The organism is Paenibacillus allorhizosphaerae (assembly GCF_042659105.1).
Taxonomy (GTDB): Bacteria; Bacillota; Bacilli; order Paenibacillales; family NBRC-103111; genus Paenibacillus_G; species Paenibacillus_G allorhizosphaerae.
The window spans coordinates 1596224-1611890 of the sequence record NZ_JBHSRV010000001.1 but is presented as its reverse complement, the minus strand read 5'-3'; the positions used below and the strand labels follow the sequence as shown (position 1 = coordinate 1611890).

Here is a 15667-nt window from a genome sequence, read left to right as displayed (position 1 = left end):
AATAATCCTTGTAGTAAATGTTGGAAAGAAAAGTATTGAAACTCGGCATTCATTGTTATAACATGAATTCATTGATACAAATCATAATACAAATGAGTATTGTTATAACAAATAATAACCGAGAGAAGGCGATTGTCCATGGATCGAAAGCCAAACGTTTTGCTCATTTTAAATGACGATATGGGGTATTCCGACATCGGCTGTTACGGTGGGGAAGTGGATACGCCGCACTTGAACCGGCTTGCGGAGAACGGATTGCGCTTCACGCAATTTTACAATACCGCCAGATGCAGTCCCTCCCGCGCTTCGCTGCTGACGGGATTGCATCCGCATCAAACGGGTATCGGCATTTTGACGTACGATATGGGGCCGGAAGGGTATCCCGGGAACTTGAACAGGGAGTGCGTAACGATTCCCGAAGTGCTGAAAGAAAGCGGTTACGTTACCTATATGAGCGGCAAATGGCACATCGCCGGCAGCTTGCTCGAGCCGACCGATGCGTGGCCGATGCAGCGAGGGTTCGATCATTTTTACGGGACGATCATTGGGGCCGGCAGCTTTTACGATCCGAATACGTTAACCCGCGGCAATGAAAACATCGAGCACGAAGCGGCGGAAGACGAGAACTTCTTCTACACCGATGCGATCAGCGATCAGGCGGTCAAAAATATTGAGGATCACGCGGCACGGCATCCGGATGCTCCGTTCTTCCAGTATGTAGCCTATACCGCGCCGCATTGGCCGCTTCACGCGCACGAGGAGGACATTGCCAAATACAAAGGGCGTTTCGATCATGGCTGGGACCGGCTTAGGGAAGAACGGCTGCAGCGGATGATCGATATGGGCATCATTCACCCGTCATGGCGGCTCACCGGACGCGATTCCAGCCAGCCTGCATGGGAGGACGCCGAGCATAAGGACTGGCTGCTTCGCTGCATGGAGGTGTATGCGGCGCAAATCGACCGGATGGACCAGGGGATCGGCAAAATCATCCGAACCTTGGAACAAACCGGGCAGCTCGACAATACCGTTATTATGTTTTTATCCGATAACGGCGCATGCGCGGAAGATATTCCGACGAACGTGAGCGGCGAAGAACTGGCGAACAACCTGCTTATTGCCAAACTGAAGACCCGCAAAGGCGAGGATGTCGTGTTCGGCAACCATCCGCATATGATGCCGGGTCCCGAAAATACATACCAAAGCTACGGCAAAGCATGGGCTAATCTGTCGAACGCGCCGTTCCGGCTGTATAAGCATTGGACCCACGAGGGCGGCATCGCAACGCCGTTCATCGTCCATTGGCCGAAAGGCATTGCAGAGAAAGGGACTTTGCGGCATACGCCCGCTCAATTGACCGATGTGATGGCTACCGTGGTGGAGCTTACCGGTTCGTCGTACCCCGCGGCGTACAAGGGGAACGATATTTTGCCGTTGGAGGGACAAAGCCTTGTCCCGGTTTTGGCGACCGATACATGGAGCCGGAAGCCGCTGTATATGGAGCATGAAGGCAACGCTTGCGTTCGGTCAGGCAAGTGGAAGCTCGTGCGCAATTATCCGCATGCGTGGGAATTGTTTGACATGGATGCAGACCGGACGGAAATGAACGATTTGGCCGGCGTTTATCCGGAGCGGGTGAAGGAGATGAGCGAGCAGTACGAAGCTTGGGCCGAGCGCTGCAAGGTGGTGCCGAGACAAAAAATTTTGGAGCTCATGAAGCAAAGCGGGGCGCAAGCATTCTGGGAAGAAGAGTAAACGCCGCAATGAAACGGTACCGTCCGGTTCGGGTACTACACGATTCGGACTCCGTCAACTGCCGGTAGAAAGGATTGGCTGCATATGAACATAAAAGCAAATACAAACGATAACACATCTGGGAAACGAACGATTGACCCCCATAGCGGTACGCCGCTTCACCTGCAAATCCGCGATATTATTCGGCACGAGGCGCTGTACGACGGATTGGTGGACGAAACGGGGAAAATGCCTACCGAGCACGTGCTGATCAAACGGTTCGGCGTCAGCAGGGTCACGGTGCGCAATGCGCTGCAAAGTCTGGTGGAGGAAGGGCTGCTAGTCCGCGAAAGGGGACGCGGGACGTTCCTCAAAACGAATCAGGCGGAGCACTGGGTCGGGCAATTAATGGGGTTCACGGAAACGATCGAGGAAGCGGGATTTGCGCCCGGAGCCCGGATCATCGGCAAAGGAATGACCAACAAGCTGTCGGAGCAAGTGAAAACAAGCTTGAATTTGCGGGCGGCTTGGGAGTTGAAACGGCTTCGGCTCGCCGACGGCAAACCGATTGCGATCGAGCACGCTTACTTCCCGCCGGAAATCGGTCTCGAGTTGGAAACGCGGGATTTGACTTCGATCGCGATGTACAAAGTGCTGGAGGAGGAGCTGGCCATTCCGCTGAAGGAAGCAAAGCAAATGATCAGCGCAGTCAATGCAAGCGAGGAAGAAGCGAAACAGCTCGGCGTCGCGGCGGGCGACGCGCTGCTGTACATCGAGCGGGTGACTTACTCGCATCAGCTGCAGTCTGTCGAGTATTTAACGGCCGTGTACCGGCCGGATTACTTTCAATATATGGTGCAGCTCTCTAGGAAAAGGCCATACGGCGGAGGATAAGACCGGCTGGCGGAGAACGGGAATGAAAGGGCTAATAAGGGGAGGAGACGCGGTGTGGTGGCAACGGAACGGATTACCTTTTTCGGAGGTCTGGAGACGACGGGCGGCGTTCATTTATTGTACGGTAAAGGCGATACCGGCGTACTCTTCGATTGCGGCATCGCGCATAAGGATTTGATCGACGTATCGGGCGTATTTACTTTTAATCCGGTGCGGGCAACCCCGGGCAGAGAAGTGAGGCAGTACGTGCTCGGGCGAATGGCGCCGCCGCTGCCGCAATTGTATGTCGAAGAACAGGCGGCAACGATTCAAGCCAGCGATATTGGAAGTGTGTGGAATTTCCGGGATATTCCGAAGTACGGCCGGATCGGCATATTCGTCGGCCACATGCATCAGGATCACATGGCGCTGCTCCCTTATTTGCGCGAAGGGATCGCTGTGTACATGAGCCATGACGCATACGCCTTGTACCGCGGAATGGTGGCGTCGGGCGAATATGCGGATACGAGGGCGACGATTGTGCCGCTGGACGATTTGGCGGTTGTCGATTTCGGTGAGTTCCGCTTTCAGATTGTCGAGATGGACCACAATACGGTCGGCGCATCCGGGTATATCATCGAAAGCAGTGACCACTGCGTCGCTTTTACCGGCGATTGGAGGCGCCACGGTCGTCATCCTGAGCGCATCGACCGATTTATCCGCATGTGCAGGGAAAAGAAGGTCGACCTGCTCATTACCGAGGCAACGAAGGTGCCGGCCGAGCCGGGCGCGCAGCCGAAGCCGCCGCGTCCGGAAGCGGACGTGCTCGCGCAGTTTGCCCAAGTGCTAGCCGACGCGAAAGGAATGGTATATGCTCAGCTGCTGTCCAGGGATCTGGAGCGGATCGCCGATTTCATTCAGCTCGCCGCAAGCGCCGGGCGTCAGGCGGTCATGGATGCCCGCTTGGCAGCGCTTTGGCATGAAGGGGCCGTGCAAGGCGTACGCGTACTCTCGAACCATCCCGCAGCGGCTTCGCCCGAAGCCGTGCAAGTGCTGGATATGACGAGCACAGAATACACGTTGCCGTATGCATCCGTTTCGCTGGAGCAGCTTATCGAACGCAAGCTGGACTACGTCTATTTTATTTCTTACCCGAACATCGCGCATTTGATAGAGCTGGAGTCGCTCGGCGACACGGGCGTCCCTTCCCATTACGTGCACGCGGACCATCCGGTCAATCCGGGCAACAGCACGATCGGCAAAATCATTTCAACTTATGGCATCGTACATCATGCGATTGGCAACGGGGGGCACGCATCGGCGGCGGACGTATCAAGTCTGATCGAACAAATCGCGCCGAAAACGGTCATTCCGCTGCACAGTTGGTATCCGAAGCGTCTGGATACGCGCGGGGTGCCCGCATATTTTCCGGAACGAGGGGAAACTGCAGCGGTCGCCGATCTGATCGGAGCATGGACCCGCCCAAGCGCGCAGGAACCTTTGAAGCCGTAGCGTGCAACGAACTGCGATTGATGTAGAGGATCGGGAGGCGGCAGCGGGGATGCACCCGAAAAAGCGAACAGGATGGAGAGGTAACCGTTAAATGAAAGATGCACGACAAATTGACACGTTGTTATTTGATTTGGATGGAACGCTGCTGGACAGCAGAGATTTTCTCATTCAGGCGTCCTATGAGACGATGGAAGCTTATTTTCCCGGCGCCTGCCCTTACGATTACATCCAAAAGCATTTTGGAATCGGCTTTGCTCACTATTTGCCCAAGGAGCGCTCTCCTTTGCGGGAAGAGGCGCTGCGCCGTTTTTTTACGCTCAAAATGAACCATTATCACGAAAAATCGACGGTATTTCCCGGCGTCATCGAAGGCTTGAAAGCGTTGAAGGACAATCGTTACAAATTGGGCATCGTGACGAATCAGCAGAAGGCCGTAACGGAAAAAGCGCTGCAGGCGTTCGGCATGGCGGACTTATTCGACATTGTCATTGCGATTGAAGACGTTTCGAAGGGAAAACCGGACCCCGAAGGCATTGAGCAGGCGATGCGCGCGATCGGCGCCGCACCGGAAACAACCGCAATGGCGGGAGATTCGGCGTACGATCTGTTGGCGGCCCGACATGCGGGAGTCGCCTCCGTCTACTTGACCTGGTACGAGAACATGGAGACACTCGACGAATGCGGCCCGGACTGGACTTGCACCAGCTTGGAGCAGCTGCGGGCCGTATTGGGGAACAAGGCCTGACATAGGATTGGCGGTATGCTTGCGAGGAGACCGCGTCACCTGTTGAGTGACGAGTCTTCTTCTTTCGTTTTACTGTACGTTTTGAACGCTTTCGCATCGCTTCGTCGCCGTCAAAATTGTGCGTAGATTTATGCAGCCGGCTTCACTATAATAAACAGGAGGAAATTTATGGAGACAACGGCTGCCATGCGGCTGATCCACTACAAACGAACGATTGGAGCTGGTACACAATGAAACTTACTTTTCTGGGAACGGCGGCGGCCGAAGGCATCCCTTCCGCCTTCTGTGACTGTCCGACATGCGATCATGCGCGCAAACATCTGGGGAAAAATGTCCGCAAGCGGCAGGCTGTACTGGTGAACGACGATCTGCTGATCGACAACGGGCCCGATGTTTACGCCGCTTGCGGCATGTACGGCATCTCGCTTGTTCAGGTGAAGTACAATCTAATCACTCACAGCCATAGCGATCATTTTCTCGGTTCGAACTTGGCGATGCGGACGAGATCGTTTCGCCGGCAGTCTACGATCGTTCCGATGCAGCTGACAGCACCTCCATCCGTATTCAAGATGTTCGGCCAAGGCAACGACGAAGTGCTTGACTTGACGCGGATGACGATTCTTCCTAACCAGTCGTTCGAGCTGTCTCCTTATCGGATCAAATCGCTTACCGCTTCCCACCATGAGGCGTCCGGCGACGCGATGAACTTTATTATCGACGATGGCAAGAAGAAGCTGCTGTTCGCTTCCGATACCGGCACGTACAAGGAACAAGTATGGGACGAGATGGCAGGTCATTCGTTTGACTTGATCATTATCGAATCGACGACGACCGATACGGACCATCAGAAAGTTCACTTGAATTACGCGGGCGTACATACGATGCTGGAAAAGATGGAGAGCATCGGGGCCAAACGGCCGGACACCACCGTCTATGTCTCCCATTTCTCGCATCAGCACAATCCGTCGCATGAAGAGCTCGTCGAGCTGTACGGGCGGACCGGAATTCATGTTGCTTACGACGGCTTAACGCTGGAATTATAAAAAAATCATACAACCACACAAAAGAGCTGCCCCGGTGAATGGAACGCCGAAGGACAGCTCTTTGTGCTTGTTACATCGACAACGCGGCATTGGCGAGCTTCACGTCACCCGCCAGTAGTTGGTCCAGATTATACGCCGGATATAAGCCGCGCTCATACATGTAGTTGAAAACTTTTGCATGTAGGAGGATCGCGTTCAACAGCTGTTTGGTGAAGGTCTCCCGAAGCTGTGGCGTCGCCGTTTCCGTAATCGCGAGCGCGTAGCTTTTTACTGCATAACAAAAAAATACGGCGCTCTGTGCTCTGTGCCTTTTGATGAACCTGCCCAGCCGGTTGGGAATTCAGCATTTACCAGAGTCGATTATGATTCCAGGGCTTCGATCTCCAGGCAGGCCATCACGAACGGGGCAAAGCCCTTCGGGTCGTCGCGACGGGTCGGTTCGCTGATATAATATTCATACGAGCCGTCGCGGTAAGGCTTGTTGCCGAGACCGGCGACGCTGCAAATGCCGTTCAAATGCAAGGAATCGTCCGCATCGCGTTCGACGTACCGATCAAGCAGGCCTTGGTGACCTTTACGCGCAGCTTGAAGCGCCGAGCCGCCGAGGTATCCTTTTCTTGCGCCTTTGGCCAGTGCGCATGCGAACATGGCCGAGGCGGACGACTCCAGGTAATTGCCTTCCCGTCCTCCTTGATTCAGCACTTGATACCATAGTCCGCTTTCCTGATCCTGCACATCCATAATCGCTTCGGCCAACCGGTAAAAAATGCCGATCACTTGACCGCGCTTCGGATGATCCATCGGCAGGAAGTCGAGCACATCGACGACGGCCATGACGTACCAACCTAGCGCTCGCCCCCAGAAGTTCGGGGAACAGCCGGTTTGCTTGTCCGCCCAGCGCTGCTCCCGGCTTTCGTCCCAGCCGTGGTACAGCAGCCCGGTTCTCGGATCGCGGGAGACGCGTTCCATCAGCAAAATTTCATTCGCGACGTCGTCGTACCATTCATGCTCGCCGAACGTTTGCGCATAATGTGCAAGAAAGGGGGAGGTCATATACACGCCGTCCAGCCACATTTGGAACGGGTATATTTTTTTATGCCACAGGCCGCCTTCGCTCGTTCGCGGATGTCCTTTCAGCTGGGTTACGAGCAGTTCGATCGCCTTGCGATACTTGTCGTCCCCGGTTTCCCGTTGAAGCAGGAACAGCGTTTTGCCCTGGTTGGTCATATCGACGTTATATTCATTCAACGAGTACGTATCGATGGAACCGTCTTCCCGAATGAACAAATCCATATTTTCTTTAATATAGCGGAAGTAACGGTCGTCTCCCGTACGTTCCCACATCCGTTCGAATGCGGTAAGAATGCAGCCGTTCTCATAGTTCCAGCAGCGGCGTTTTTGAAACGGCATATCCGATACAAGCGGGTATTGCTTCATGAAGGATTCGGACATTGCCACAGACCACGGTACGCTCACAACAGATTCCTCCTAGGGCCGATTTGTCCCCTATGTTAGCGCATCCAAATCATATGTACAACCTGTCCGCTCAAAATGGGCAATATCGTATCATTCCGCGGCGCATATCGCAAAAAATGCAAAGCTTTTACCGGGACATCTGCATCGGCGGAAAAAAAAGCGCTCTCCGCAATCGGATGCAGCGCTTCCTGTATTCGCGATTAAAATATACGGTGTTTCCAGCCGCTTAGCTTGGCGAACGATTCCACGTAGTAATAATCTCCGTAAATGAGCGATACGTCGATATTCATCTCGGACGGCTTATTCCCCGTGCCGTGCAGTAGGATCGCCTCATGCTCCGGACGGTCCCACGTGGCGTACCGCTCCGTGAGCGAGTGCAGCATCTTTTTCGCCGATTGCGTATAGAAGCGAGCCTCCGCCTCGGGTACATGATCTGCGATTTCCAGCAGACCGGAAGCGGCGATGGCGGCAGCCGAGCTGTCCCGCGGTTCGCCCTCGAGCGTCTCGGTGCGGAAATCCCAGTGCGGCACATGATCGTCCGGTAGAGAAGCAAGGAAGAAGTGAGCGACCCGCTTCGCCGCTTCCAGATAGCGCTGATCGGCGGTGTAACGATACGTATTGGCAAAGCCGTAAATCGCCCAGGATGCTCCTCTGCTCCAGGCGGAATGCGGGCCGTAGCCTTGTCCGCCAAGAGACTCGACCGCTTCTCCGGTTTCCGGATCGAACACGACGATATGGTTCGTCGAACCGTCCGGGCGGACGAAATGCCGCAGTGCGGTGTTGGCATGGGCGACGGCAATATGCTTAAAGCGAGGGTCTCTGGAAGATTCGGACGCCCAGAAAAGGATCGACAAATTCATCATGCAGTCGACGATCGCCCAGCCGATATGATCCCGGTTCCACGCACGGATAAAGGAGCCTGCCGGATTGAACCTTCCGGCGAGAAAATTCGCGGCCTGCAGCCCGCGCCGCAACCCGTCTTCGTCGCCGGTTAGCGTATGCTTGATCACCGCCGTGGGCAAAAACTGAAAACCTACATCGTGGTGCAGCCCTTGCCCCGGTCCAACCAGCGGCCCCGCGAGCCATTGCTCGATGTTCTCGTCCCAGCTCCAGGCCGCGTCGCGGTAGTGCGGCTTGCCGGTAACGTCGTGCATGATCCACAGCAGCCCCGGCCAGAACCCGGAGGTCCATGCATGAGAAGGCGTGTCGTCATATTGCCCGTCCTCCTTGGCGACATGAGGGCATTTGGCTCCGATTTGTTCGATCATCCGGTCTACTTTGGTTTGCAGTCGCTGCATCACATTGTCGATATACGCTTGATTCATGGCGAGACCTCCCGCAATATTCATATTTTCACAAATTGAAACGTTTAAATTGTCAAAGCTATTATATCACTTAAGCGCTTCCACGAAAAGTAGAAATGGAAAGTTTGCGAGAATCATCGGGTCGCAGCGGCATATGATAAAGATAAACGCCTACACGGAGGGGAACTGGTTTGGCGATTAGACCGCCGAAGTTGCGACAGGGGGATACGATAGGCGTCGTTACGCTTGGAAGCCCGCTCGATGCGGAGATCATAAATGCGAGAGTGGCGACGCTGCAGTCGATGGGATTCAATGTTGTACTCGGGAATTACGTATATGCGTCCGACGGTTATTTGGCAGGCACGGATCAGCAGCGGGCTTCCGATTTCATGAGTATGATCGAAAACCCTGAGGTCAAGCTCATTCTTCCGTCACGCGGAGGCGTGGGCGTCGCAGGTATTTTGCCGTATCTCGATTTCGCTTCCATCGCCCGCAACCCGAAAATCGTCACGGGCTACAGCGATATTACAGTGCTGCTCAATGTGCTGTACCAGTTCGCCAATTTGATCACTTTGCACAGCTTGCTTCTGATCAGCTTTTCCCCGGATCAGCCGCAATACAACTTCAATCAGTTTTTCGAGGCGACATCTACCGTAAGGAACGTCCGGCCCATCGCGAATCCCCCGGGTCTGGAACTAGTTGGCAAAGTCGGAGGCAGCGTCTTCGGTCCGATCGTCGGCGGGAATATCACTTCATTCGTCGATACGTTAGGCACGCCGTTCGAGATCGATACCCGGGGGAAAATCATTTTGCTGGAAGAAACGCACGAGCCGATCAACAAAGTGTACCGCCTTATTAAACATTTGCAGCAAGCGGGAAAATTCCGCGACTGCGCCGGCATCGTTATGGGAGAATGCACGAACTGCTTGATCGCTTACGGGAAAACGTACGAAGATTTGATTAATGAAACGATCGTGCCGCTCGGTAAGCCGTTATTAACGAATTTGGCGTCAGGCCACGGCGTATATAAAGCGGCTGTGCCGATCGGTGCAATGGCTCATCTTGATGCGAATGCGGGGGCGCTGACGTTGGTCGAGAGTACCGTCAGCATGTAGACCGGCGTATTCTTTTATTTTCCATGGGTATAACCTCCAACCAAGCGGCGCATGCTATGGACATCCTTACACAACAAGACAGAGCAAAGGAGCTGGTTCAATTATGCCGCGTCGTCGAAAAAGTACATCGAACAACCAAAGTCAGACTTACAACACGGAAATGAGTCAGCAAGCGACAACGGGACCTGCGCAAGGTTACGAAAATGCGGTCGAGCCTACCCATAACGGCAATTTTGCCTGGAACGGCCAGCCGATTCCCGAGTTCAAATCGTACGGACAGGGAGGGCAAGGAAGCGGCCAATCGGCGGTAACGCAGTCGGGCAACGCTGTAGGAACGACGCAGTCGTCGTACGGCCAGTCGGCGGGCGTATGGACGGGCAACGCGACGGGAGCGACGCAGTCGTCGTACGGCCAGTCGGCGGGGGCATGGACGGGCAACACGACGGGAACGACGCAGTCGTCGTCCAGCCAACCGGCGGGCGTATGGACGGGCAACGCTGCAGGAATGACGCAGTCGTCGTACGGCCAGTCGGCGGGCGCATGGACGGGCAACGCTGCAGGAATGACGCAGTCGTCGTACGGCCAGTCGGCGCAGCCGCAATCATTTATGCCGCAAGCCCGCAACATCGGCGGGCAGACGTTCCAGGGCGGCATGCCCGTTCCCGGCTCCTCCGGCGATCCGAATGCCGAATACGGCAGCCGGAATACGGGGATTAACAATGCGGATGCGCGCGACGTAGGTTTTCAAGGCGGCTATACCGGCTACGGTCCGAACGGCCAACCGGTGCAATATGGCACGTTCATGCGCGACGGGACGCAGTACGGCAAAGGCCCGCACACGATCGACCCGAACAAAGCGATCATTCAAGCGGTTCGTTACAATGGCGGCGGGATCAGCGCAGTGAAGTTTCAGGACGGCTCGGTGGCGGACATCGCGACGGCGATCGGCATGGCGGAAGCCGGCTTGATCGAGGACGTCAACACGGGGAAAAACCGCGAAGGCCAGAAGACGCTCCGTTCGTATCCCGACGGAGATCCGAGCAATAACTTATCCAACTTGCCCCGGTTCTGATTCGCGCCGCTCTCACCACGAGCGGTTTATAGGGCAGGCTGCTCCGCAGCCTGCTCAAATTTTTGTTATTTCCACCCTTTGTCCTTCATACAATGGCTTAGACAGGGGGTGTACGTCATTGCAGAGTAAGCAGTCTTTCGTTCGTGGAACAGTCATCTTAACGATCTCGGCGTTCATTACCAGAATGCTCGGTTTCGTCAACAGCATCGTGATGGCGCGGTATCTTGGTCCGGAAGGTATCGGTTTGCTCATGATAGCGCAGCCGCTTGTGCCGATTATCGTCACGATAACGAGTCTGGGACTGCCCGTGGCGATATCCAAGCTAGTGGCGGAAGCGGAAGCGCAAGGCGATCAAGCCAAGGTGAAACGGATATTGGTCGTATCCCTTTCCATTACGGGCACGATCAGCATCGTACTGACGCTGTTTTCTTTTTTCGGGGCCAAGCTCATGTCGTCGTGGATTTTGTCGGACCCGAGAGCCTACTACGCGATGCTGGCCATTATCCCGATCGCGCCGCTAGTAGCGGTATCTTCCGTCATCAAGGGCTATTTTCGCGGGAAGCAAAACATGAGCCCGCTCGCCATCTCGGATGTCGTGGAACAGGTCATCCGGATTGCATTGATTGCCGCGCTGGTTCAATATTTGCTGCCGCTGGGCATTGAGTATGCCGCGGCAGGCGCCATGATCAGCACGGTCATCGGCGAAGGGGCGGGACTTCTTTACTTGATGCTCATGCTGCAGGTACACCGCAGGAAGCGGGAACGGCAAAGCCTCTCCCCGCAGCTGCGAGAGGAGAAGAAGACGCTGGTCGAATTGCTCGAAATCGGATTGCCGACGACCGGACAAGGATTTATTCATTCGATATATCGTGCGCTGCAGCCGCTGCTGATCACGAAAAGCATGGCCATCGCCGGGATCAGTGCCGTCGTGGCGACGAAGCAGTTCGGACTTCTTGCCGGCTACACGTTTCCGTTGCTCGTATTCCCGAGCTTCATCATGCATTCGCTTTCCACGGCGCTTATTCCGGCAATCAGCGAAGCCAAGGCGCGGGGCAACGGCCAATTGATCCATCAGCGTCTGGATCAGGCGATACGCATCGCGCTAATCATCGGAGCCCCGTGCACAGCCGTGTTATACGTGTGGGCTTTCCCGTTAACGATGGCGGTATACCATATGGAACAAGCGGGAGAGTTTTTGAAGCTGCTGGCCCCGATTTTTCTTCTGCAATATTTCGAACCGCCGCTGCACGCGGTTTTGGTCGGTCTCGGCATGGTCAATACGGTGATGAAAAATTTTATCGCGACGACGATCGTCAAAGCGGCTGCCATCTTCGTACTCGGGAGCATGATGGGCATTCACGGCATCATTTGGGGAATGAATATCGGTATTTGCCTTATCACGATGCTTAATTTTTTATCGCTTTCCAAAAGTATCGGCTTTTCACTAGATATTCGCACCTGGCTCAAGGTGGCGCTCAGTCTGGCCGCCATGGTGCTGATCGGGCACAACTCATTCGTATTTATGCAACATGCCGGCTATACGCTGATGCTCTCCGTTATCGGTTCGATTTCCGTTTCGCTGCTCGCTTATATGGTCTCGCTGCTTGCGACGAATACGATCAAACGAAATGACGTTCAGCGGTTTCCGGTCATCCGAAGGATGTTTACGTAAAAGGTTGCCGGTGGAATAATTTACATCATGACAGTGAAACGATCGTTGAATTAATATAATTTGGTTGGCTACTAAACAAAACGAGTGGGAGTTCATCATGAGCAGTAATAGACAGCACGAATCAACTCCAAGTTCAAATGCAGGCTCGGCAGAACGTTTTACCGCGACAGGATTTATACTGGCTGCCATCGGAAGCTCGGTAGGTCTCGGCAACATGTGGAAATTTCCGTACATAACGGGCAAACACGGGGGAGCCGCATTTTTTCTATTGTTTATCATTTGTTTGATCATCGTCGGTCTGCCCATTCTTCTGGCGGAAATGACCGTAGGACGCGGCGGCCGTGGCAGCGCCGGTACATCGTTTTACAACTTGACGAAGAAAAAATATTGGAGCGTCTTCGGCGTGTTCTCCGTCATCACGGCGTTTATTATCATGTCCTATTATGCCGTCGTAGCGGGCTGGACGCTTCATTACACGGTGGAATCGTTCACCGGCCTGCTGTTTCAAAGCGGTACCGATTACAAAATGAAATTCGTCTCATTTGCTTCCGGTTATACCCCGATCCTGTGGCAAGCGGTTGTCATGCTGATTACCGGCGTGGTGCTCGCGAAAGGGGTTTCCGGCGGCATCGAGAAGTTTAACAAAATATTGATCCCCGGTTTTCTGATCATTTTGATCGTATTGATGTTTCGCGCCTTGACGCTTCCCGGCGCTTCGACCGGCGTTGAATTTTTCTTGAAGCCGGATTTTTCCAAGCTGGATGCCGAGTCCGCGCTGATTGCGCTCGGACATGCTTTCTTCTCTTTATCACTGGGTATGGGCTGCATGCTAACGTACGGTTCTTATGTGGATAAGCGGCAGTCGCTTGGCGCGGCAACGCTTGCCATCGGATTCGGCGATTTGGTGTACGCTTTGATAGCCGGACTAATCATTTTTCCGACCGTATTTTCCTTCGGTCTGGAGCCGGGGGAAGGGGTGGGCCTTGCCTTCATGGCGCTGCCGGCCGCGTTCTCGCAAATGCCGTTCGGCTTTTTCTTCGGCGGGCTGTTCTTCGCGCTGCTGGCGATCGCGGCGCTGACATCAGCCATCTCGATATTAGAGGTTCCGATTGCTTTCGCGATGGAAAAATGGAAATGGCCGCGGAAAAAAGCGGCGATTTACGTCTCATCGCTTTGCTTCTTGATCGGCATTCCTTCGGCTATGTCGGTCGGCGGCTTGCTGGGCGGATTTACGCCCGGGGGCAAGACGATCTTCGATTGGGTCGATTTCGTCACCGCCTACATTATGATGCCGCTTGGCGGACTGGTCGTCACGTTGTTTACCGGTTACGCTTGGAAGCGGGCCGGGGAAGAGGCGGGGCTGAAAGGAATAGGGTACCGGTTATGGATGGTTGCGCTGCGCTATGTCGCGCCGGTATTGATTATCTTGATCTTCCTGTACTCCGTAGGGTTGATCCGCGTATAACGCATTTATTGAGGAAAAGCTTTGCTGCCCCGGTTCGGGCGGCAAAGCTTTTTTCAATACGGCGTACCCCGCTAAGCACGCAATCGCTTGCGCTTCTTAACGGCGGTCTGGATAAGCCGCTCCTTGCGTTTTCGGCGTTATGATGCAATCAGTAAGCTATCAGCGGCTCCGCATTGTATTAAACCGCCGATTTGCGATATAAATGATTACGCACATCATTTTACTTGTTACGGGAAGAGGCGAACGCGGGTGAACAATGTGTTATTGCTGACGGGAAAGCCACGGACGGGGAAGTCGACCGCGATCAGAAAAACGATTGAATGGATCGGACCGAACAAGTGCGGCGGTTTTTACACCGAGGAAATTCGTGATGACGTTGACCGGATCGGCTTTCGCTGCGTTACAGTCGCAGGAGAAAGCATCGAAGTTGCGCATATCGACAGCACAAGCCCGTTAAGAGTGGGAAGGTACGGGGTGATGATCGAGCCATTCGAGCAAATCGCCATACGGTCGGTTCAACAGTCTTTGCAGCACGGGCAAGTTACGGTTATCGACGAAATCGGGCCGATGCAGATGTTATCCGCTCCTTTTCGCGAGCTGGTCGAACGACTCATAGCCGATCCGCCGCATATCGTGCTCGGAACGGTATGCCTGGACGCCCATCCGGTCATCGACAAAATCAAGAACGGTCCGGGCGTAACGGTATATCATCTTGAGGAACATAATCGGGATACCGTTCCCGGCTTGCTGGCAAATGAAATTGCAAAACGGCTTCGCTGATCGAAAAGATAAAGGAGGCTGTGCGAGATGATACCGCCTAACGTCGAGCCGGCTGTGCGCATGCTGTGCGATTTGCCGGAAGCACGCCTGCCGGACGCCGTCGAATCGGTCTATTTATACGGCTCTATCGCGCTTGATGCCTATGTCGAAGGCTCGAGCGACATTGATTTTGTGGCTTTCGTGAAGCGGCCGCTGACCGAGGAAGACCTTGCGGCGATGGCCGACATCCATAAAGCCGTGGACAAAGCATGGCCCGGCTTGCAGTTTATGGGTTCCTACCTTTGCCGGGAGGATGCCGGTAAAGAAGCGGACGCGGTAACTGCGTTCCCGTCTTATTTTAATGAGCGGCTTGATCCGAACGGGGCGCATGCCGATTTGAACCCGGTCACCTGGTGGATTCTTAAGAAGCGCGGCATTTGCGTATATGGGACGGACGCGCCGTTTGCTTATGAAATACCGGCGAACGCGCTCGTGCGTTACGTGATCGGCAACATGAATACATACTGGCATAATCAAGTGAACCGGCTGGAGCATCGATTGCTTTCATTGCCGGACGATCCGGAGGGAAAGCTGCCGCCAGAGAGGCTGGACGAAGCGGTCGAATGGTGCGTGCTGGGCATGCTGCGGCAGCATTACACGATTGTGTGGCAGGACGTCACAAGCAAGCTCGGGGCCGGAGCTTACGGTCTGGAACTGCTGCCGGAGCGATGGCACGGGCTGATCCGCGAAGCGCTGGCGGGTATACGCTTCGGAGCTTTCGCGGCTTCGGGATTTGGCAGAACTGCTGCGCTTTATTGAAGCGGATGCCAACAAGCTGTATACTGAGCTATACCCGTCTTCATTTCAATAATTTCCCACTTATACGATGCTAAGGAG

At 54.5% G+C, this 15667-nt stretch carries 13 protein-coding genes and 1 pseudogene; 11 read left to right on the top strand and 3 right to left on the bottom strand.

The genetic code is table 11. The annotated features are described in order from the left end of the window. The first annotated feature begins 138 nt into the window (after positions 1-138). The 5 genes from ACFQI7_RS07090 to ACFQI7_RS07070 all read left to right on the top strand — a co-directional run bounded on the left by ACFQI7_RS07090 (position 139) and on the right by ACFQI7_RS07070 (position 5907). A complete protein-coding gene (locus ACFQI7_RS07090) occupies positions 139-1755 on the top strand; it encodes an arylsulfatase (RefSeq protein WP_218098566.1) in 1617 nt (538 codons plus the stop codon). An 84-nt stretch (positions 1756-1839) separates the two neighbouring features. Next, positions 1840-2628 (top strand): GntR family transcriptional regulator, encoded by a 789-nt coding sequence (locus tag ACFQI7_RS07085; protein ID WP_218098565.1) that lies wholly within the window; start codon positions 1840-1842, stop codon positions 2626-2628. 54 nt (positions 2629-2682) lie between these two features. Beyond that, a complete protein-coding gene (locus ACFQI7_RS07080) occupies positions 2683-4119 on the top strand; it encodes an MBL fold metallo-hydrolase (RefSeq protein WP_218098564.1) in 1437 nt (478 codons plus the stop codon). Positions 4120-4210: 91 nt separating this feature from the next. After that, positions 4211-4864, top strand: coding sequence for an HAD family hydrolase (locus tag ACFQI7_RS07075; RefSeq protein WP_218098563.1), 654 nt, complete (start codon positions 4211-4213; stop codon positions 4862-4864). A 230-nt stretch (positions 4865-5094) separates the two neighbouring features. Next, positions 5095-5907: an MBL fold metallo-hydrolase gene (locus ACFQI7_RS07070; protein WP_218098562.1), complete on the top strand. Its 813-nt coding sequence runs from the start codon at positions 5095-5097 to the stop codon at positions 5905-5907. A 70-nt stretch (positions 5908-5977) separates the two neighbouring features. On the opposite strand, the pseudogene ACFQI7_RS07065 reads toward ACFQI7_RS07070, so the two are convergent. The 3 genes and pseudogenes from ACFQI7_RS07065 to ACFQI7_RS07055 all read right to left on the bottom strand — a co-directional run. After that, positions 5978-6181: pseudogene (locus ACFQI7_RS07065) on the bottom strand (spore coat protein); the annotation flags it as partial. Between the two features lie 86 nt (positions 6182-6267). After that, positions 6268-7383: a glycoside hydrolase family 88/105 protein gene (locus ACFQI7_RS07060; protein WP_218098561.1), complete on the bottom strand. Its 1116-nt coding sequence runs from the start codon at positions 7381-7383 to the stop codon at positions 6268-6270. A 200-nt stretch (positions 7384-7583) separates the two neighbouring features. Further along, positions 7584-8708 (bottom strand): glycoside hydrolase family 88 protein, encoded by a 1125-nt coding sequence (locus tag ACFQI7_RS07055; RefSeq protein ID WP_218098560.1) that lies wholly within the window; start codon positions 8706-8708, stop codon positions 7584-7586. 170 nt (positions 8709-8878) lie between these two features. Between ACFQI7_RS07055 and ACFQI7_RS07050 the strand changes: the two genes are divergently transcribed. The 6 genes from ACFQI7_RS07050 (at position 8879) to ACFQI7_RS07025 (ending at position 15589) form a co-directional block, all read left to right on the top strand. Beyond that, positions 8879-9802 (top strand): S66 peptidase family protein, encoded by a 924-nt coding sequence (locus ACFQI7_RS07050; RefSeq protein ID WP_218098559.1) that lies wholly within the window; start codon positions 8879-8881, stop codon positions 9800-9802. 103 nt (positions 9803-9905) lie between these two features. Then, the gene (locus tag ACFQI7_RS07045; RefSeq protein WP_230414854.1) at positions 9906-10874 is read left to right on the top strand and encodes a DUF3892 domain-containing protein; all 969 of its coding nucleotides are present in this window, start codon (positions 9906-9908) and stop codon (positions 10872-10874) included. A 118-nt stretch (positions 10875-10992) separates the two neighbouring features. Then, entirely contained in the window at positions 10993-12546 is a 1554-nt protein-coding gene (gene spoVB / locus ACFQI7_RS07040; RefSeq protein WP_218098558.1) for a stage V sporulation protein B, read from the top strand. A 97-nt stretch (positions 12547-12643) separates the two neighbouring features. Beyond that, entirely contained in the window at positions 12644-14011 is a 1368-nt protein-coding gene (locus ACFQI7_RS07035) for a sodium-dependent transporter (protein ID WP_218098557.1), read from the top strand. Between the two features lie 249 nt (positions 14012-14260). Continuing rightward, on the top strand, positions 14261-14791 hold the full coding sequence (locus ACFQI7_RS07030) for a nucleoside-triphosphatase (protein WP_218098556.1): 531 nt from the start codon (positions 14261-14263) through the stop codon (positions 14789-14791). A gap of 27 nt (positions 14792-14818) precedes the next feature. Continuing rightward, the gene (locus ACFQI7_RS07025) at positions 14819-15589 is read left to right on the top strand and encodes a nucleotidyltransferase domain-containing protein (protein ID WP_218098555.1); all 771 of its coding nucleotides are present in this window, start codon (positions 14819-14821) and stop codon (positions 15587-15589) included. Positions 15590-15667: the final 78 nt, after the last annotated feature.